Below are 18859 nucleotides of genomic sequence, written 5' to 3'. Positions count from 1 at the left end.
CTCACCCCGCCGCCGGGGCGAGGGGGTTGGCGACGGTGACGTACACGGACTGGGTGTCGACGGGTCCGACGAGTTCGTCGAGCCCTCGCAGCCTGGTCAGCATGTTGGCCTTGCAGCGCAGGGAGGGCGCGTGGAGGAGGTGCTCCGGCAGCGAGGAGCGGGTCGGGGACGGGCCGGTGGCGGTCTCCTTGAGGAAGCGGCGCAGTCCGGCGAGCAGGACTTGTTCGTCGGCCAGCCGCTGTGAGCCGAACGCACCGATCAGTCCGAGGACGTTGTTGATGCCGAGGTAGTAGCAGAACCTCTCGTCGGCGACCTCGTCGGAGACGAAGGTGTCGCTCTCCTGCCCGATGCCGGGGAGCCGTTGGTCGAGGGCGGCGCGGTGGGACTCGCGGAAGTAGTAGCCCTGGTTGTCGCGGAAGCGGCCGCCGACGGGCCAGCCGTCGGCGTCCAGCAGGACGAGGGTGTTCTGCTGGTGGGCCTCCAGGGCGACGCCTGCTTCGCCGTCGAGCCAGAGCACGGGGCGCACGACGGCGTCGAGGTAGCGCAGGAACCACTCCGCGGCGACGGCACCGGCGGGCCGGCCCGTGCGGTGGGCGAGCCGGCCGATGGTGTCGGCGAGGCGGGAGGACACGGCGGGCTGTCCGGCCGGCCCCTGGCTGCCGGGCCACGGCCGGGGTGAGGTCAGGCCGGCGACGCACAGGGCGTCGTCGCCGGGGCCGAACGGGTTGTGCCGGATGACGGCGTCGACGCCGGGCAGCGGGGTGCCGTCGGGGGCGTCGACGGCCAGCCAGGCGGGGTCGCGGACGATGTCGAAGCCGAGGCCGCCGGGGCAGGCGGCCCGCCAGCGCTCGGCGAGGCCGCCGCGCAGCAGGCGGTGCACTTCGACACCGCGGCACAGTTCCTTGCGGAGGTTCTCCCGGCGCGAGTTGGTGATGCGCAGGCCGAGGGAGAGCTTGAGCATCGCGGGTGCGCCGGGCCGGTGCACCGTGCGCAGGGAGGAGGTCGGGTACCAGGGCTCGCCGCGGGCGCCGAGGTCGTGCAGCAGCCCGGCCTCGAAGAGGGGGGCGACGGCCGGGCGGTGGTGGATGTCGCGCGCCTGCCAGGGGTGCATCGGCAGGGCGACGGTGTCGGGCGGGAGGTCCAGTTCGAGACCGGGGCCGGCGAGGCGGGCGGCCAGGGTGGGGGCGTCGACGGAGCGGCCGCGTTCGGTCCAGGCGGAGTCGGTGGCCAGGACGGAGCGGTGGACGGCCAGCCAGTGCAGCGGGAAGCGGCCGCGCAACTCCGGTGAGCAGGCGGGGGCCTCGGCGTCGGTCAGGCCGTCGCGGCTCTTCGGCGCGGGGTGCAGGGGGTGGCCGAGAAGCAGGGACTGTTCGCCGTAGAGGAAGAGGTCTCCGGCGTCCGGGTCGGCGGGTCGGCGGCGCCGGGCCGTGAGGAAGACGGTGGTGCGGCGCACCGAGTCGGCGACCCGTGCGGCCAGTTCGGCGCCCTGCTCGGCCGGGGCCCGGCCCGCTTGCGCCGCGCGGTGGGCGGCTTCCCGGCCGAGGAGCGCGGCCAGGGTGACGGCGTCGAAGGCGGGGGCGTCGTCCGAGCCGCCGGTGAGGGTGACGTGGCCGAAGCGGTGCCAGCCGGTGGGGGACCAGTAGCGCACGGGGACGGTCAGCGGGATGCCGCTCGCGTTGAGCGGGAGGTAGAGGATGTCGCCGTGGGGGCGCGGGATGGCGTTCTCCCGGACCCAGCAGCGGAGGAGGTTCTCCACTGCGGCGGCGTCCGCGGCGGCTGCGGGGTCGGGGTGGTCCAGCGGGTCGCCGGCGCCGGAGGGGGCGAGGGCCGCGGCCTCGGTGCGGTGGCCTGCCGGGCGGGGCACCGCCGGGGTGCGGTCCGGGCCGTCGCCGGGGGACGCGTCGGTGCGGAGGGGTGCGTTCATGCGGTGTGCGGCGGGCATGTCACGGCGTTGCCGGCCGGGGATGCGGCGCCTTCCTCCTTCGGCGTTCGCGGGGTGGGGATCCGGTGGCCCGTGCGGGAGACCGTGGCGATGGCGTCGGACAGCCGCTCCAGGACGGCTTCGGCCTGCTCGTCGGTGAGGGTGAGGGGCGGCAGCAGGTGCACGACGCTGGAGTGCGGGCCGCTCAGCCCGACGATCAGCCCCCGCCGGAGGCACGCACGCTGCACTGCGGCGGCCACGTCGGGAGCGGCGGGCAGCGGAACGACACCGTCGCGACCGGGGGCGGTACGGCCGAAACCGTGACGAGCGGCCCCACCATGGCCGGCGCCGGTACGGCCGTCACCCTCCCGACCGGCACCGTCATCGCCGACACCGTCCCGACCGGCGCCCTCACGCCCAGCGCCGGCATCCCCCTCCGGGTCGACGAATTCGACGCCGATCATCAGCCCCCGCCCCCGCACGTCCCCCACGCACGCGTGCTCCCGTGCCGTCTGCCGCAGCCGGTCCAGCATCCGTGCGCCGAGCAGGGCGGCGCGCTCGGCCAGTCCGTTCTCGCGGACGTACCGCAGGGTCGCGGTGCCCGCGGCCATGGCGAGTTGGTTGCCGCGGAACGTTCCGGCGCCGCCGGGCCCGCCGGGGTCGAGGTCCTCGTGGTGGACGACGACGGCGAGCGGGAGGCTGCCACCGATGGCCTTGGAGAGGACCATCACGTCCGGGACGATCCCGCTGTGCTCGACGGCCCAGAAGGCTCCCGTCCGGCCGACGCCCGTGCTGCTCTCGTCGGCGACGAGGGGAACGGCGTGGGCCGCGGTGACCGCCCGCATCCGGCGCAGCCAGCCGTCGGGCGCCGGCAGCATCCCGCCGTCGGCCTGCACGGGCTCGACGATCAGGCCGGCCGGAGCCGCCGCGCGGCCACCGGGGTCGTCGAGCAGGGTCTCGGCCCAGCGTGCCGACAGCCGCTCCCCGTGCTCGCCGCCGACACCGAACGGGCAGCGGTAGCCCTGCGGGAACGGCAGCCGGGTCACCGCGCCCGGCACTCCCCCGGCGGCCTCCGGGGACCCGGCTCCGGAGAACGCCAGCAGCCCCTCACGGCCGGTCGCCGCCCGTACGAGCGCGAGCGCGGCCTCCGCGGCGTCGCCGCCGGACGGCCCGCAGAACCGGATGCGGGCCGAGTCCGCCAGGCCGCGCGGGAGGGTGGCCAGGAGCTCGTCGGCGAAGGCGTCCTGCACGGGGGTGGCCAGGTCCAGGGCCTGCAGCGGGGCACCGGAGTCGAGGACGGAACGGATGGACGCGAGGACCACCGGGTGGTTGTGGCCGAGCGCCAGGGTGCCCGCGCCGGAGAGACAGTCGAGGTAGCGCCGGCCGTCGGCGCCCTCGATCGTCAGCCCCCGGGCGCGCACCGGCACGATCGGCAGCGACCGGGCGTACGTACGGGCTGCGGATTCGCGCGAGGACTGGCGTCGCGCGGGGCCCTCGGGGGCCGTCGGCGGGGGCGCGGACGGTGGCGGGAGGGGTGGTCGGGTCGGGGCCATGGCGCGGGTACCTCCTCCTGCCGCTGAACGATGGTCGGGCGTCCCCCGTACGTACCAACGACGCCGGGAGCTGCGGATCACGGCCCCAGCTCAAGATCCTTCTTTCCGGAACCGAGGACCCGCCCGTTCCCGTCTCCCTCGGCACCGGCATAGTGGGGCCCTGCCCCGCGCCGGGGCGGTGCATGACAAGTTCACAACATTCGCGCGCAGAGCGGACATTCGCCCACAGCGCGTGCACATCACAGGGGGAGCTCACTCCATGCCATCGAAACGCCGGCCGGCCCTGGCGGCCGCCGCCCTCGCCGCCGCGCTGGCGCTGACCGCCACCGCGTGCGGCCCGTCCGACGACAAGGCCACGGGCGAGGCCAAGCCCAGCGCGGCCGCCGGCCAGAAGGGCGACGACTTCCCCAGCCTGCCCAAGGGGATCCCCACCCAGGACCTGGAGAAGTGGAAGAAGAAGTGGAAGGAGGGGGCCTGGAAGAACTGGGACAAGGACCAGTGGATGCGTGAGGCCCGCGACTTCATCAACCCCATCATCGAGGGCCACTGGAAGCCCGACACGATGAAGGACGCGCGCTCCAGCGACAAGACGCTCGCCACCCAGGGCGCCCCGGGCACGGTGCCGGGCGGCAGCGCCAGCGACCAGGGCGTCACCGACCCCGAGCCGCGTCCGGTACAGGCCAAGGCCGTCGGTCTGCCGTACCACAACAACGCCGCCCCGGTCGGCAAGGTCTTCTTCGACAGCCCCGAGGGCCATATGGTCTGCTCGGCCACCGTCGTCAAGGACCCGGCGCACCCCGGCAAGTCCAACATGGTGTGGACCGCGGGCCACTGTGTGCACGCCGGCAAGAAGGGCGGCTGGTACCGCAACATCGCCTTCGTGCCGTCGTACAACGACAAGGGCCTGCCGGGCGCGCAGGTCAACAGCGCGCCGGTGACGGACGTCGCCCCGTACGGCGTGTGGTGGGCGGACTGGGCGCAGACGTCGTCCCAGTGGATCACCCAGGGTGCGGAGACCGGTGGGGCCGGCGCCCCCTACGACTTCTCCGTGCTGCACGTGAAGTCGGAGAACGGCAACGGCAAGTCGCTTGAGGAGACGGTCGGCAACGCCCTGACCGTCGACTTCAGCACCCCGCAGGTGAAGTCCATCCAGAGCATGGGCGCCTGGGGCTACCCGGCCGCGCCGCCCTTCGACGGCCAGAAGATGTACGACTGCGTCGACAAGCCGGGCCGTCTCACCATCGAGCCGTCGCAGCCGACGATGTACCGCATCGGCTGCACGATGACTGGTGGTTCCTCCGGTGGCGGCTGGTTCGCCAAGGGTGCCGACGGCAAGGTGGTGCTGGTCTCGAACACCTCGATCGGCCCGTCCAACAGCACCTGGCTGGCGGGTCCGCGCCTGGGCCCGGAGGCGAAGGGCGTCTACGACGCGCTCAGCCAGAAGTTCGCGAACAAGCGGTAGAACGCGGGAGAGCGAGCAGGAGCCGGTGGCCGGACGGCCGGACCGGCAGCACGACGACGAAGGCCCGCCCCGGAGGATCCGGGGCGGGCCTTCGTGTGCGTACGGTCAGGCGCGCGCGGCGGGTACGTACCGCTGGAGCTCCGCGGCGAGCTCCTCGTGCACCCGGGCCTTGATGAGGGTGCCCTCCGGGGTGTGCTCCTCGGAGATCACCTCGCCGTCGGCGTGGGCCCGCGCGACCAGCGCACCGTGCGTGTACGGGACGAGCGCCTCGATCTCCACCGCGGGCCGGGGCAGCTCGGCGTCGATCAGGGCGAGCAGTTCCTCCATGCCCGCGCCGGTCCGCGCGGACACCGCGATCGAGTGCTTCTCGATGCGCAGCAGGCGCTGCAGCACGAGCGGGTCGGCGGCGTCCGCCTTGTTGATCACCACGATCTCGGGGACGTCCAGCGCACCCACGTCGCGGATGACCTCGCGCACGGCGGCCAGCTGCTCCTCCGGCGCCGGGTGCGAGCCGTCCACGACGTGCAGGATCAGGTCGGAGTCGCCGACCTCCTCCATGGTGGAGCGGAACGCCTCGACGAGGTGGTGCGGCAGGTGCCGGACGAATCCGACGGTGTCGGCGAGGGTGTAGAGCCGCCCGGAGGGCGTCTCGGCCCGGCGCACGGTCGGGTCGAGGGTAGCGAACAGGGCGTTCTCCACCAGCACGCCCGCGCCGGTGAGCCGGTTGAGCAGCGAGGACTTGCCGGCGTTGGTGTACCCCGCGATGGCCACCGAGGGGACCTTGTTGCGCCGGCGTTCCTGGCGCTTGATGTCGCGGCCGGTCTTCATCTCCGCGATCTCCCGGCGCATCTTCGCCATCTTCTCGCGGATCCGGCGCCGGTCGGTCTCGATCTTGGTCTCACCGGGGCCACGGGTGGCCATGCCGCCGCCGGACGAGCCGGAGCCACCGCCACCCATCTGCCGGGACAGCGACTGACCCCAGCCGCGCAGCCGGGGCAGCATGTACTGCATCTGGGCCAGCGAGACCTGGGCCTTGCCCTCGCGGGACTTGGCGTGCTGGGCGAAGATGTCGAGGATCAGGGCGGTACGGTCGACCACCTTGACCTTGACGACGTCCTCAAGGTGGATGAGCTGGCCGGGGCTGAGCTCACCGTCGCACACGACGGTGTCGGCGCCGCTCTCCAGGACGATGTCCCGCAGCTCCTGCGCCTTGCCCGAGCCGATGTACGTCGCCGGGTCCGGCTTGTCGCGACGCTGGACGACACCGTCGAGCACCATCGCGCCCGCGGTCTCGGCGAGCGCCGCGAGCTCCGCGAGGGAGTTCTCGGCGTCCTGCACCGTGCCGGACGTCCAGACGCCGACCAGCACCACGCGCTCCAGGCGCAGCTGCCGGTACTCGACCTCGGTGACGTCCTCCAGCTCGGTGGAGAGTCCCGCTACACGCCGCAGGGCCGCGCGCTCGGAACGGTCGTACTGATCGCCGTCGCGCTCCCCGTCGATCTCGTGGCTCCAGGCGACGTCCTCTTCCATCAGGGCGTCGGCCCGAAGGCTCTCCGGGAGGCTCTGCCGGTCCTGCCGGTCCTGGGGAAGGGAAGAAGAGGAGGTCATTTGATCCTTACGTCGTGGGTATGTGCCTGCCCCCGCGGCGGGGGCCCTCAGGGTCGACAACGTCCGGCGGCCTCCGGAGATTCCCGGGGCCGGCGGCCTCGCCGACCCGTCGATCGTCCCACGCCGCCGTCGCGCCGTCACGCGGGTTTCGCGGCGGCCTTCCAGTCGGGGTGGCCGGGCATGGGCGGGGTGTGCCGCCCGTACAGCCAGGGGCGCAGGAAGGCGGACTGGTCCCGGCCGGAGACCTCGGTGGCCAGGGCGACGAAGTCGGCGGTGGTGGCGGTCGCGTCGCGGTGCCGCTGGACCCACCTGCGCTCCAGCCGGTCGAAGGCGTCGGCCCCGATCCGCTGGCGCAGGGCGTAGAGGACGAGCGCGGCGCCGTCGTAGACGACCGGGCGGAAGATGCTGATCTTCTTGCCGCGGACGGGCGGCGTCGGCGCGGCGGGCGGACCGCCGTCGGCGCGCATCCGGTCGGACAGCTCGTAGGCCGCCCGCATGCGGTCGACCAGCTTCCGGCCGGACTTCTCCTCGGCGTACAGCGCCTCGTACCAGGTGGCGTGGCCCTCGTTGAGCCACAGGTCGGACCAGACGCGCGGGCTGACGCTGTCGCCGAACCACTGGTGCGAGAGCTCGTGCACCATGACGGACTCGATGTACCAGGCGGGGAAGCCGGGCTTGGAGAAGATGTCGCGTTCGAAGAGGGAGAGGGTCTGGGTCTCCAGCTCGAAGCCGGTCGAGGCGTCGGCGATGAGGACCCCGTAGGTCTCGAAGGGGTAGCGGCCGACCTTCTTCTCCATCCAGGCGATGTGCTCGGGCGTCTTCGCCGTCCACGTCTCCAGCGCCTTCTGGTCGCCGGTGGGCACCACGTCCCGCAGTTTGAGGCCGCCCGGGCCGCTGCGTTCGGGGACGGCGGAGCGGCCGATGGCGACCTGTGCGAGTTCGGTGGCCATCGGATGCAGGGTCCGGTACGTCCAGGTGGTGTTCGCCCCGTTGGTCTCGCGCCCGGCGGCGAGCCCGTTGGCGACGACGGTCAGCTCCTTGGGGGCGGTCACGCGGAAGGTGAACATCGCCTTGTCGGAGGGGTGGTCGCTGCCGGGGAAGACGCGGTGTCCGGCGTCGGCCTGGTTGGCCATGACCAGCCCGTCCGTGGTGGGGACCCAGCCTCCCTCACCGTCGCCGCGCGGGTCGCTGGTGTGGTGGACGGTGACGGTGAACGACCCTCCCGAGGGCACCGGGTGCGCCGGGGTGACGACCACGTCCTCGTCGGCCGGGGAGAACCGGGCGGTCGCTCCGTCGACCTCGACCGAGGAGATCGTCCCGTGGGTGAAGTCCAGATTGAAACGTTCCAGCGGGGCGGTGGCCCGGGCGACGATCCTGGTGACGGCGGTCAGCGGCTCGTTGTTCGCGCGATAGCCGAGGGTGATGTCGTAGGCGGCGATGTCGTAGCCGGGGTTGCCGAGGGTCGGGAAAAGCCGGTCGCCGACCCCCAGCGCGCCGGGCGCCGGCGGCGCGGCGGCGCCGAGGACCAGGGCGGCTGCGACAGCGAGAAGGGCGGCGCGGCGCGCGGACCGCCGGCGCCGGGAGGAACGCTCCGGTGAGTGCGACATGCCTCCACCGCTATCAGCGCCCGGCCGCCGACCGGTGGCGGCGCGGCGCCGCCCCACCCGTATGAGCGTCTCGGATGGTGGTACGAGTGTCGTATCACCCGTCCGGGCGGGGTGGGGCTTCCAGGGCGACGCGGCAGGTCCTCGCAGGGCGGGAGGTCACAGCGGCGCGGGTGCCACGGAGCGCCCCGCCCGCGCGACGTCGTAGACCCCCGGGACGCGGCGCATCGCCCGCATCAGCTCCGGGAGCCGGCCTGCGTCCGGCAGCTGGAGGGTGTAGGTGTGGCGGACGCGCTGCTCGTGGGGCGGCTCCACGGCGGCCGAGACGACGGCCGCGCCCAGCGCCGCGATGACCTCGGTGAGGTCGGCGAGCAGGTGCGGCCGGCTGAACGACTCTGCGCGCAGGGTGACGCGGTAGTCGCCGGTGCCCCTGCCGTCCGGACTGCGCCACTGCACTTCGACCGGCTGCCGCCCGGCGGTGACCATGCGGTCGACCACCGGGCAGGGCGCGCGGTGCACGGTGACGGTGCCGCCGCGCACGGTGAAGCCGGTGACCTCGTCGGGCGGGACGGGTGTGCAGCAGCCGGCCAGCCGCACGCCCGCCACCGTCCCGTCGGCGACGACGGCGACCGGGCCTTGGGCGGCCGGGGCGGTGCCCCGGGGGGCATTCCTCGGCGGGGCGGGGACGGGAGCCGGGACGGCGGGCGGGGGCGACGGGGCGGGCTCGGGCGAGGGGTGCGCCGGGTCGGGCAGGGGGTGCGCGGCCAGCCAGCGGCCGATGGCGATCCGGGCGGCGGGGGTGCGGGCGTGCTCCAGCCAGTCGGGAGAGGGGCCGGAGACGGTGTCGGCGGACATCAGCAGGTGCAGGGTGTCGCCGTCGCGCAGGACCGTGCTCAGGGTGGCCAGCCGGCCGTTGACCCGCGCGCCGATGCAGTGGTGGGCGCCCTCGCCGTGCTGCGCGTACGCCGCGTCGACGCAGGTGGAGCCGGCCGGCAGGCCGATCGTGCCGCCGTCGGCCCGGAAGACGGTCACCTCGCGGTCCTGGGCCAGCTCGTCGCGGAGGGAGGTCCAGAAGGTGTCGGGGTCGGGTGTGGCGCGCTGCCACTCCAGCAGCCGGGAGAGCCAGCCCGGCCGGGTGGGGTCGGCGCGCTCACCGTCCGCGGCGTCGGGCGCCTCGGGGGCGGCGTAGGGGTTGCCGAGGGCGATGACGCCGGCTTCGGCGACGCGGTGCATCTGGTGGGTGCGGATGAGGACTTCGGCGGCGTGCCCGTCCTCGCCGGCGACGGCGGTGTGCAGGGACTGGTAGAGGTTGAACTTCGGTACGGCGATGAAGTCCTTGAACTCCGAGATGAACGGGGTGAAGCAGGTGTGCAGTTCGCCGAGGACGGCGTAGCAGTCGGCGTCCTCCCCCACCAGGACGAGGAGCCGGCCCAGGTCGGCGCCGGTCAGCTCGCCGCGCTTGAGGCGCACGCGGTGCACGGAGACGAAGTGTCGTCTGCGGACGATGACTTCGGCGGCGATGCCCGCCTCGCGCAGCACCGCCCGGACGTTCGCCGCAGTCGTCTCCAGGGGGTCGGGGCGGCCGGCGTGGGCGTGGACGAGGTCGCGGGTGCGGGTGTACTCCTCGGGGTGGAGGATGGCGAAGACCAGGTCTTCGAGCTCGGTCTTGAGGGCCTGCACGCCGAGCCGTTCGGCGAGCGGGATCAGCACGTCGCGGGTGACCTTGGCGATGCGGGCCTGTTTCTCGGGGCGCATGACGCCGAGCGTGCGCATGTTGTGCAGCCGGTCGGCGAGCTTGATGGACATCACGCGGACGTCGTTGCCGGTGGCCACGAGCATCTTGCGGAACGTCTCGGGCTCGGCGGCGGTGCCGTAGTCGACCTTCTCCAGCTTGGTGACGCCGTCGACCAGGAAGCGCACCTCCTCGCCGAACTGCTCGCCGACCTGATCGAGCGTCACCTCTGTGTCCTCGACGGTATCGTGCAGCAGCGAGGCCGTCAGGGTCGTGGTCTCGGCGCCCAGTTCGGCGAGGATGAGGGTGACGGCGAGGGGATGGGTGATGTACGGCTCGCCGCTCTTGCGCATCTGGCCGCGGTGGGAGGACTCGGCGAGGACGTAGGCCCGGCGCAGGATGTCGAGGTCCGCACCGGGGTGGTGGGCCCGGTGGACCTTGGCGACGTGGTCGATGGCATCGGGGAGCCGGCCGCGGGCCCCGGAGCCGCTGAGGGCGGCGCGCCCGAGCCGTCTCAGGTCGATGCGGCGGCCGCGCCTGCGGCCGGGAGCACCAGCGTTCGTGGCCTCTGCGCTCATGGGCACCTCCGGCAGCCTCGACCGGCGGTCGGCTCACGCCTCCGGACCGGTGCTTGATGCTACCGAGCCCATCACGCACCGCTCCCCTGCTCTCGCCCGGAGTGAAACGGATCACCCATTCGAGCGAGGGTGTCCGGGGTGTCGGTGCGCGGCAGGTGCTGCCTGTGCTCAGGCGGTGGCGGCGGCGAACCAGGAGGCGTCCAGGACGCCCTCCGCGACGATCACGGCGGGCCCGGTCATCTCGATCGTGCCGTCCGGCTTCTCGCCGATCACCAGGCGGCCGCCGGGGAGGTCGACGGTGTACGTGACGGGGTGGCCGAGGACGGCCGGGTCGGCGCCGTCCCGGCGGGCGGCCGCGACCATGACGGCGCAGGCGCCCGTTCCGCAGGAACGGGTCTCGCCGGAGCCGCGCTCGTGGACGCGCATGGCCACGTGGCGCGGGCCGCGGTCGACGACGAACTCGACGTTGGTGCCGTCCGGGTAGGCGGCCGCGGGGCTGACGGCGGGGGCGGTGTACAGGTTGCCGGCGTCGGCGAGGTCGGCGACGAAGGAGACGGCGTGGGGGTTGCCCATGTTGACGTTCCGTGCGGGCCAGCTGTGCTCGCCGACGGTGACGGTGACCTCGCCGTCGGGGAGCACGGCGCGGCCCATGTCCACGGTGATCTCGCCGGGGGTGCCGTCGGGGCCCGCCTTGGCGATGGCGGCGCGGCGCACGCCCGCGCGCGTGGCGATCGCGAGGTCGCCCTCGCCGACGAGGCCGGCGTGCTGGAGGTAGTGCGCGAAGACGCGGACGCCGTTGCCGCACATCTCGGCGATGCTGCCGTCACCGTTGCGGTAGTCCATGAACCACTCGGCCTCGTCGGCCATGGCCCGCGCCTCGGGGTGTGCGGCGGAGCGCACGACGCGCAGTACGCCGTCCGCGCCGATGCCCGCGCGCCGGTCGCACAGCCGGGCGACGGCGGCCGGGGACAGCTCGATGAGGCCGTCGTGGTCAGGGATGATCACGAAGTCGTTCTCGGTGCCGTGACCCTTGAGGAAGGCGATCTGCGCGGTACTCACGGTTCGATGGTACGGGGGCCGGCCGGCAACGCTCCCGCCGGGACCGTGGGGCCCGGCCGCGGGGCTCAGCGCAGGCGGGCCACGCGCCAGACGGCGAGGACGACCATGAGGGCGACGACGGCCGTGTAGGCGGCGACGTAGCGCCAGTCCGGGCGTCGCCCGGAGCCGCGCGGCGGCATTCCCGGCCAGGTGTAGCCGACGCGGCGGGCGGCCATCACGCCCCAGCCCGCGGCGCAGCAGCTGAGGAGCAGGCCGAGCATGGCGACGACGGGGCCGCCGTCGCCGAACTCGAAGGCGAGCGGGAAGGCGAACATCAGGGAGCCGGTCGCGGCGAGCACGACGATCGGCGCGAGCTGCCAGACGCGCAGTCTGCGCTGCGGCCGCAGCTCCCGGAACGACGCGGGCCCGGTGCCGTCGGCAGGGATGCCCTCGGTGCCGTCGGAAGCGTCGGGTCCGTCCGGACTCAAGTCGTCCGGTTCTTCCCCGGCCATCGCGGGGAGGGATCCCCCGTGCGGCGGCTGCTGTGGTCTGTCACGAGGGCCGGCCTCCATCGCCACGCGCCCTCCCAACCCGGACTTCACGGCTCGATCGAAGCTCGATGATGGCACGCCGATGGATGCCTGCACGGCACACGGAGCGTCCCGATGCCATCACGTGATCAGGCTGTAATCGCCCGTTCGACCAACGACAGCGCTCGGCGGGGGAGTTCCGCCCTCTCGTCGGCCGCCCCGCTCAGCCAGTGGACGCGGGAATCCCGCCGGAACCACGAGTCCTGGCGGCGCGCGAACCGCTTGGTGGCCCTGACCGTCTCGGCGCGTGCATCGTCCTCGCTGCACTCCCCCGCGAGGAAGTCGAGCACCTGCTGGTAACCGAGCGCCCGCGACGCGGTGCGCCCCTCGCGCAGTCCTTCGCGCTCCAGCGCGCGCACCTCGTCCACGAGCCCCGCTTCCCACATGCGGTCGACGCGGACGGTGATCCGCTCGTCCAGCTCCGGGCGCTCGACGTCCACGCCGATCTGCAGGGCGTCGTAGACGGGCTCCTCGCCGGGCAGGTTCGCGGTGAAGGGGCGGCCGGTGAGCTCGATGACCTCCAGGGCGCGCACGATGCGGCGGCCGTTGCCCGGCAGGATCGCGCGGGCGGCGGCCGGGTCGGCGGCGGCGAGGCGGGCGTGCAGTGCGCCGGGCCCCTGCTCCTCCAGCTCGCCCTCCAGGCGGGCGCGCACGGCCGGATCGGTGCCGGGGAAGTCCATGGCGTCGATGGTGCCCTTGATGTAGAGCCCGGAGCCGCCGACCAGCACCGGCGTGCGGCCCTCGGCGAGCAGCCGGTCGATCTCCGCGCGGGCCAGCCGCTGGTACTCGGCGACGCTGGCGGCCACCGTGACGTCCCAGATGTCGAGCAGGTGGTGCGGCACGCCCTGGCGCTCCGCCATGGTGAGTTTGGCGGTGCCGATGTCCATGCCCCGGTAGAGCTGCATGGAGTCGGCGTTGACGACCTCGCCGCCCAGGTGCTGGGCGAGGGCGACGCCGAGATCGGACTTGCCGGCTGCGGTGGGGCCGACGACGGCGATGACCCGAGGTGCGGGAGCTGCGTTTCTCACCTGATCAGTGTCCCAAACCTCCGGCACACCCCACGAACGAGCGACGTGACGGGACGCCGACGGGTTCGTTGCCTGTTGCGAGGTTCCGAGAGCCGGTTCGCGGACCGGTGCCCGCCGAAGGCGCCATGGGACGCCCCGGGCGACGCGGGATTTCGCTCACACCAGTAAGGTAATGGAGTAGATATGGGCGTGTTTGCAAGGCTTCTCGGCAGGTCGTCGTCGAAGTCCTCGGCGTCAACGGAAGAGGCCGCGACTGCCACTCGGACGGCGGAATCGACCGACGCCGCCGAGACGGCCGAGGCGAAGCCGGAGGAGACGACGGCCGAGGCCGAGGCCGGGGACGCCGCGGAGGAGGCTGCGGAGGGAGTCGAGATCCCCAAGCAGCAGTCCGCGGAGAAGGCGGCCGACAGCGAGGCCGGTGAGGGCGCCCGCAAGTAGTTTCGGCACAGTAGGACGAGGGGCGGTCACCATGGGCCTGATGGACAATCTCAAGGCCAAGCTCGGCCCGCTGAAGGGCAAGGTCGAAGACTTCGCCCAGCAGCACGAGGGCAGGATCGAACACGGGCTGGAGAAGGCCGCGCAGGTGGTCGACGCGAAGACCAAGGGGAAGTACAGCAGCCAGATCCGGACCGGCACGGGCAAGGCCAAGGACGCCCTCGGCCGCCTCGCCGAGAAGGACGGCAAGAGCGGCGGTACGGACTCCAGGACTCCGTGACGCCCGGCTGATCCGTCGTCCCGAGTCCTCCTGATCCCTCATCATCGGCGACCGGCCGTGGAGCGCGCTCCACGGCCGTCGCCGTTCCCGGGCCCCCGTGGGGTCCCGGAAGGCCGGCTAGGACCAGCCGGCGACGTGGTACCCCACGCCGTAGGGCGCCTCGTCGTACAGCAGCACTCCGCTCAGCCCGGCGCCCTCGCCCGCGCCCGCCAGCACCTGCCAGGGCGCGCGTCCGGCGGCCTTCAGCTCGTACGCCAGCTCTGCGTCCAGCGCCGCCAGCACGGCGGTGTCCGCGGCGCCCAGCGCCCTCGCCGCCGCCGTGTCGAAGGGCTCGGCCCGCTCGTCGAGGTAGCCGGGGGCCTTCACCGTCCGGCAGGCGCTGCCGTCGCCCATCACCAGCAGCGCGACCCGCTCCGCGGAGCCGGCCAGCTCCCGGCCGGCGGCCAGGCAGCGTTCGGTCTCCAGCTCCTCGCCGACGCCCAGGCCCTCGACGGGCGCGGCCGTCCATTGCGTGCGTTCCAGCAGCCAGGCCGCGACGGCCAGGGACTGCGGCAGTACGCGGTCACCGGCAGGACCGGCGTCCTGGGGGGCCTTGCCGAGCTGGACGTCCAGGTCGACGCCGAGGCCGCGGAAGGAACCGGCGGTGCCCTGCGGATGCGGTCCGCGGCCGGTCACGTCGGCGGGGCCCAGGACGACGAGGCGGTCCGGGCGGGCGGCCGCCAGCACGGCCACGGCGTCGAGACAGGCGGCCCGCAGGCCGTCCAGTTCGGGTGCGGCGCCCGCGGCCACCTCGGGCACGAGGAGCGGCGGGCAGGGGCATACGGCGGCGGCGACGAGCATGGCGGGAACGATACGCCCCGCCGTGCGCCCGCCGCTTGAGCGGGCCCGCGGCGGGGCGCAGGTTCAGCCAGTGCCGGCCGAGGGGGCCAGCGGGGGGGCCGTCTACTCGCAGCCGCCGCAGCCGGTGGCCGCGGGGGCGGGCGTCGGCGCCGGGGCGCCGATCGTCGGGATGCCGAGCATGACGCCGGCCGGCTTGGCGGCCGCGGCGGCGGTGCGCTTCTCCCACGCGTCGCCCGCGCGCGTGCGGCGCACGGCCTTGGCGGGGCCCTCGGCGAGCAGGTGGTGCGGGGCGGCGTAGGTGATCTCGACGGTCACCACGTCGCCCGGGCGGACCGGCTCCTCGGGCTGGGTGAAGTGCACGAGGCGGTTGTCGGGGGCACGGCCGGACAGGCGGCGGGTGGCGCCGTCCTTGCGGCCCTCGCCCTCGGCGACCATGACGTCGAGCGTGCGGCCGACCTGCTTCTTGTTCTCGTCCCAGGAGATCTCCTCCTGGAGGGCCACCAGGCGCTCGTAGCGCGCCTGCACGACCTCCTTGGGGATCTGCCCCTCCATGGTCGCCGCCGGGGTGCCGGGGCGCTTGGAGTACTGGAACGTGAAGGCGTTCGCGAAGCGGGCCTCGCGCACCACGTGCATGGTCTGCTCGAAGTCCTCCTCGGTCTCGCCGGGGAAGCCCACGATGATGTCGGTGGAGATGGCGGCGTCCGGCATGGCGGCGCGCACCTTCTCGATGATGCCGAGGAAGCGCTCCTGGCGGTACGAGCGGCGCATCGCCTTGAGCACCGTGTCCGAGCCGGACTGCAGCGGCATGTGCAGCTGGTGCATCACGTTGGGCGTCTCGGCCATCGCGGCGATCACGTCGTCGGTGAAGTCGCGGGGGTGCGGCGAGGTGAAGCGGACCCGCTCCAGGCCCTCGATCTTCCCGCAGGCGCGCAGGAGCTTGGAGAACGCCTCGCGGTCGCCGATGTCGGAGCCGTAGGCGTTGACGTTCTGGCCGAGCAGGGTGATCTCGCTGACGCCCTCGGCGACCAGCGCCTCGATCTCGGCGAGGATGTCGCCCGTGCGGCGGTCCTTCTCCTTGCCGCGCAGCGCCGGGACGATGCAGAACGTGCAGGTGTTGTTGCAGCCGACGGAGATGGAGACCCAGGCGGCGTACGCGCTCTCGCGCCGCGTGGGCAGCGTCGAGGGGAACGCCTCCAGCGACTCGGCGATCTCGACCTGTGCCTCTTCCTGGATGCGGGCGCGCTCCAGCAGCACGGGCAGCTTGCCGATGTTGTGGGTACCGAAGACGACGTCGACCCAGGGGGCCCGCTTGACGATCGTGTCGCGGTCCTTCTGGGCGAGGCAGCCGCCGACGGCGATCTGCATGCCGGGCCGCTTCGTCTTCATCGGGGCCAGCCGGCCGAGGTTGCCGTACAGCTTGTTGTCGGCGTTCTCCCGCACCGCGCAGGTGTTGAAGACGACGACGTCGGCGTCGCCTTCGGCGGTGCCCTCGGGCGCGCGGACATAGCCCGCGTCCTCCAGCAGGCCGGAGAGCCGCTCGGAGTCATGGACGTTCATCTGGCACCCGTAGGTGCGCACCTCGTATGTCTTCGCACTCATCTCAATCGACCAGGGTACGTGGTCGCCCCGACAGACCGCTCCTCCGTTCTTGCAGCCCGGACCCCGGCCCGTTTCCATACCGTCCGTCCGTCTCTCGCGCGAACCCTGGCCCACGCGGGAGCGGGCTGGCAGGATCCGCCCATGGCCCCCCGAATTCCGCGCCCCGGCAGGCGCCGCACCGTGCGGACGGGTGCGGTGGCCGCCGCCGTGCTCGCGCTGCTCATGTGGTGGCTGCTGCCGCCGGACGCGGGGCCGTCGCCCAGCGGCCGGATCGCGGTGGCGACGGGCGTGCCGACCGGGGTCTACGCCAAGTACGGCGACCTGCTCAAGGAGGACCTGGGCCAGGACCTGCCGGCCCTGGAGGTGGAGCTGCGGCGCAGTCAGGGCTCGCTGGACAACCTGCGGCAGCTGACGAGCGGCAGCGTCGACTTCACCATCGCCACCGCGGACGCGGTGGCGACCTACCGGGAGAACCGGCAGCCGGGCGCGGAGCGGCTGCGCGCGTGCGCGCGGCTGTACGACGACTACATGCAGCTGGTGGTGCGCAAGGACTCTCCCGTGGAGTCGACGCGGGACCTCAAGGGGCTCCGGGTGGGCGTGGGGGCGAACGGTTCCGGCGTGCAGCTGATCACCAAGCGGCTGCTGAAGGCCGCGGGGCTCGACCTCGCGACGGACATCACCCCGGTGCGGGTGGGCATCGACCGGATGCCGGGGCTGCTGGAGAAGGGCGAGATCGACGCCTTCTTCTGGTCCGGCGGCCTGCCGACGACGGCCGTGCAGTCCCTGGGGCGGCGGCTGCCGATCCGGCTGGTGCAGCTGGGCGACCTGATCGGCGATCTGCACGCCATGGGGGCGGAGACACGCTTCTACCGGGCCGCGATGATGCCGGCGGACGCCTATCCGGAGCTGCGCGCCACCCAGGTGGTCAAGACGATCGCGGTGGCCAACCTCCTGGTGACCCTCGACGACACCGACGCGGACCTCACGGAGAGCATCACGCGCACGGTGATACGCAGCCGTGACCGCATCGGCGTCAAGATCCACGCCGCGCAGAAGGTGGACCTGCGGACGGCCGTCTTCACCAACCCGCTCCCCCTGCACGACGGCGCCCGCCGCTATTACGTCTCGATCAAGCCGTAAACCTCCGCCCGGCGGCGCGTTTCAGCCGCCGCGTGCGGCGGGCCCGCCGTCGCGGGGCACGACGATGGTGGCGCGCAGCCCGGTGGGCCGGTTGTGCTCGTACGACAGCGTGGCGCCGGTCGCGGCGAGGAGGGCCCGGGAGATGGACAGCCCGAGCCCGGAGCCGGAGACGTTCTGGTGGCGGTTGCTGCGCCAGAAGCGGTCGCCGATGCGGGTGAGCTCCTCCTCGGTGAGGCCGGGGCCGCCGTCGGCGACGGAGATGTGCACGCGGTCGCCGTCGACGCCGACGGTCACCTCCACGCGCGCGTGCTCGGGGGTGAACTTCAGGGCGTTGTCGACGACCGCGTCGAGGGCGCTGGAGAGCGCGATGGGATCGGCCCAGCCGGTCGCGGCGGCCGGGCCGCGGTAGGTGAGGGAGACCCGCTCCCGGTCGGCGACCGGGGACCAGGCGCCCACCCGGTCGGTGACGATCTCGGCTATGTCGGTGAGCTGGGGGTCGCCGGGGTCGTGCTCGGCCAGCGCCAGGTCGAGCAGGTCGTCCAGGACCCGCGCCAGCCGTTTGCCCTCGGCCTGGACGGAGGCGACCTCGCCGTGCCCCTCGGGGAGGTCGAGGGCCAGCAGGTCGATGCGCAGCAACAGGGCGGACAGGGGGTTGCGCAGCTGGTGCGAGGCGTCGGCGACGAAGGCGCGCTGCTGGTCCAGGACGTTCTCGACGTTGTCGGCCATCTCGTTGAACGAGCGGGCGAGGCGGCGCAGTTCGGGGGGGCCGCTGTCGGCCGCGACGCGGGAGTTCATCCGGCCGGTCGCTATGTCGTGGGCCGCGACGTCGAGGGTGCGCACGGGCTTGAGCACCCAGCCGGTGAGCCGGAAGGCCGCTGCGACCGCGACGAGCATGGCGGCGGTCTCCCCGGCGGCGAGCAGCAGCCACTGGTGGAGGATGCGGGAGCGCAGCTGTCCGGTGGGTGATTCGGTGACGACGACGGCGACGACGTCACCGTCCCGGATGACGGGCGAGGCGACGGTGAGGCGGCTGTGCCGCCACGGCCAGACCTGGCCGGGGTCACGGCTGCGCCGCCCGGCGAGCGCCTCCTGGAAGGCCCGCCTGCCCTCCCCTCCGGGCGGCAGGGCCCAGTCGGCGGGGGCGGCGGCCATGGCCTTGCCACTGCGGTAGAAGACCCCGGCTCGTATGCCGTAGAGGTCCTCGTACCGGTCCAGCTCGGAGCGGAGCGTCAGGAACCGTCCGTCGGCCTGGTCGGCCGGTGCGAAGGGCTGGGCGGTGACGTACTGGGCGAGGGAGGCGAACCGGGCGGTGTCGTCGATGCGGTCGACGACCACCTGTTGCTGTTCCACGGCCGCGATGCCGGCGGCGAGGGGGAAGCCGAGGGCCAGTAAGACGCCCGCCATGAGGACGATGAGCAGGGGGAGGAGTCGGGTGCGCACGGGGCTCGTGG

The 18859-nt window shown here is 73.5% G+C and carries 15 protein-coding genes; 4 read left to right on the top strand and 11 right to left on the bottom strand.

Annotation, left to right across the window (positions count from 1 at the left end):
- Position 1: 1 nt before the first annotated feature.
- Together LE181_RS10180 and LE181_RS10175 are read right to left on the bottom strand one after the other, a co-directional pair.
- A complete protein-coding gene (locus LE181_RS10180; RefSeq protein WP_225660892.1) occupies positions 2-1924 on the bottom strand; it encodes an IucA/IucC family protein in 1923 nt (640 codons plus the stop codon).
- Positions 1921-3474, bottom strand: a complete 1554-nt coding sequence (locus tag LE181_RS10175) for an aminotransferase class III-fold pyridoxal phosphate-dependent enzyme (protein WP_225660891.1) — start codon at positions 3472-3474, stop codon at positions 1921-1923. The genes LE181_RS10180 and LE181_RS10175 overlap by 4 nt, the downstream gene beginning before the upstream one ends.
- A 259-nt stretch (positions 3475-3733) precedes the next feature.
- On the opposite strand from LE181_RS10175, the gene LE181_RS10170 reads away from it, so the two are divergent.
- Positions 3734-4936: a trypsin-like serine peptidase gene (locus tag LE181_RS10170; protein WP_225660890.1), complete on the top strand. Its 1203-nt coding sequence runs from the start codon at positions 3734-3736 to the stop codon at positions 4934-4936.
- Between the two features lie 105 nt (positions 4937-5041).
- On the opposite strand, the gene hflX is transcribed toward LE181_RS10170, so the two are convergent.
- The 6 genes from hflX to miaA form a co-directional block, all read right to left on the bottom strand.
- Positions 5042-6544, bottom strand: a complete 1503-nt coding sequence (hflX, locus tag LE181_RS10165; protein WP_225660889.1) for a GTPase HflX — start codon at positions 6542-6544, stop codon at positions 5042-5044.
- A 137-nt stretch (positions 6545-6681) separates the two neighbouring features.
- Positions 6682-8151 (bottom strand): M1 family metallopeptidase, encoded by a 1470-nt coding sequence (locus LE181_RS10160; RefSeq protein WP_225660888.1) that lies wholly within the window; start codon positions 8149-8151, stop codon positions 6682-6684.
- Positions 8152-8307: 156 nt separating this feature from the next.
- Complete coding sequence (locus tag LE181_RS10155) at positions 8308-10458, bottom strand: RelA/SpoT family protein (protein WP_225660887.1); 2151 nt, start codon at positions 10456-10458, stop codon at positions 8308-8310.
- Positions 10459-10626: 168 nt separating this feature from the next.
- Positions 10627-11517, bottom strand: coding sequence for a diaminopimelate epimerase (gene dapF / locus LE181_RS10150; RefSeq protein WP_225660886.1), 891 nt, complete (start codon positions 11515-11517; stop codon positions 10627-10629).
- A gap of 65 nt (positions 11518-11582) precedes the next feature.
- Positions 11583-12068 carry a hypothetical protein gene (locus LE181_RS10145; protein ID WP_225660955.1) on the bottom strand — a complete coding sequence of 162 codons (486 nt, stop codon included), beginning with the start codon at positions 12066-12068 and terminating at the stop codon, positions 11583-11585.
- 107 nt (positions 12069-12175) lie between these two features.
- A complete protein-coding gene (gene miaA, locus LE181_RS10140) occupies positions 12176-13114 on the bottom strand; it encodes a tRNA (adenosine(37)-N6)-dimethylallyltransferase MiaA (RefSeq protein ID WP_225660885.1) in 939 nt (312 codons plus the stop codon).
- 183 nt (positions 13115-13297) lie between these two features.
- On the opposite strand from miaA, the gene LE181_RS10135 reads away from it, so the two are divergent.
- Entirely contained in the window at positions 13298-13552 is a 255-nt protein-coding gene (locus tag LE181_RS10135) for a hypothetical protein (RefSeq protein ID WP_225660884.1), read from the top strand.
- Between the two features lie 31 nt (positions 13553-13583).
- On the top strand, positions 13584-13829 hold the full coding sequence (locus LE181_RS10130) for an antitoxin (protein WP_190110397.1): 246 nt from the start codon (positions 13584-13586) through the stop codon (positions 13827-13829).
- 117 nt (positions 13830-13946) lie between these two features.
- Here LE181_RS10130 and LE181_RS10125 read toward each other — a convergent pair whose 3' ends face one another.
- Positions 13947-14669 (bottom strand): class III extradiol dioxygenase subunit B-like domain-containing protein, encoded by a 723-nt coding sequence (locus tag LE181_RS10125; RefSeq protein WP_225660883.1) that lies wholly within the window; start codon positions 14667-14669, stop codon positions 13947-13949.
- 102 nt (positions 14670-14771) lie between these two features.
- The gene (gene miaB, locus LE181_RS10120; RefSeq protein WP_225660882.1) at positions 14772-16268 is read right to left on the bottom strand and encodes a tRNA (N6-isopentenyl adenosine(37)-C2)-methylthiotransferase MiaB; all 1497 of its coding nucleotides are present in this window, start codon (positions 16266-16268) and stop codon (positions 14772-14774) included.
- Between the two features lie 141 nt (positions 16269-16409).
- Here miaB and LE181_RS10115 point away from each other — a divergent pair, with 141 nt between their 5' ends.
- Positions 16410-17408, top strand: a complete 999-nt coding sequence (locus LE181_RS10115; protein ID WP_225660881.1) for a TAXI family TRAP transporter solute-binding subunit — start codon at positions 16410-16412, stop codon at positions 17406-17408.
- 21 nt (positions 17409-17429) lie between these two features.
- Here LE181_RS10115 and LE181_RS10110 read toward each other — a convergent pair whose 3' ends face one another.
- A complete protein-coding gene (locus tag LE181_RS10110; RefSeq protein WP_225660880.1) occupies positions 17430-18848 on the bottom strand; it encodes a HAMP domain-containing sensor histidine kinase in 1419 nt (472 codons plus the stop codon).
- Between the last annotated feature and the right edge of the window lie 11 nt (positions 18849-18859).

It is taken from the genome of Streptomyces sichuanensis, from assembly GCF_020328095.1.
Lineage (GTDB): Bacteria > Actinomycetota > Actinomycetes > Streptomycetales > Streptomycetaceae > Streptomyces > Streptomyces cinnamoneus.
Note: the sequence above shows the minus strand (reverse complement) of the source record. Positions and strands in the feature narration are given on the sequence as shown.

Bases quoted from the DNA above. Each gene is read 5' to 3' on its own strand.
- LE181_RS10180 (WP_225660892.1), bottom strand. From the start codon at position 1,924: ATGAACGCACCCCTCCGCACCGACGCGTCCCCCGGCGACGGCCCGGAC.
- LE181_RS10175 (WP_225660891.1), bottom strand. From the start codon at position 3,474: ATGGCCCCGACCCGACCACCCCTCCCGCCACCGTCCGCGCCCCCGCCG.
- LE181_RS10170 (WP_225660890.1), top strand. From the start codon at position 3,734: ATGCCATCGAAACGCCGGCCGGCCCTGGCGGCCGCCGCCCTCGCCGCC.
- hflX (WP_225660889.1), bottom strand. From the start codon at position 6,544: ATGACCTCCTCTTCTTCCCTTCCCCAGGACCGGCAGGACCGGCAGAGC.
- LE181_RS10160 (WP_225660888.1), bottom strand. From the start codon at position 8,151: ATGTCGCACTCACCGGAGCGTTCCTCCCGGCGCCGGCGGTCCGCGCGC.
- LE181_RS10155 (WP_225660887.1), bottom strand. From the start codon at position 10,458: ATGAGCGCAGAGGCCACGAACGCTGGTGCTCCCGGCCGCAGGCGCGGC.
- LE181_RS10145 (WP_225660955.1), bottom strand. From the start codon at position 12,068: ATGGAGGCCGGCCCTCGTGACAGACCACAGCAGCCGCCGCACGGGGGA.
- LE181_RS10135 (WP_225660884.1), top strand. From the start codon at position 13,298: ATGGGCGTGTTTGCAAGGCTTCTCGGCAGGTCGTCGTCGAAGTCCTCG.
- LE181_RS10130 (WP_190110397.1), top strand. From the start codon at position 13,584: ATGGGCCTGATGGACAATCTCAAGGCCAAGCTCGGCCCGCTGAAGGGC.
- LE181_RS10125 (WP_225660883.1), bottom strand. From the start codon at position 14,669: ATGCTCGTCGCCGCCGCCGTATGCCCCTGCCCGCCGCTCCTCGTGCCC.
- miaB (WP_225660882.1), bottom strand. From the start codon at position 16,268: ATGAGTGCGAAGACATACGAGGTGCGCACCTACGGGTGCCAGATGAAC.
- LE181_RS10115 (WP_225660881.1), top strand. From the start codon at position 16,410: ATGGCCCCCCGAATTCCGCGCCCCGGCAGGCGCCGCACCGTGCGGACG.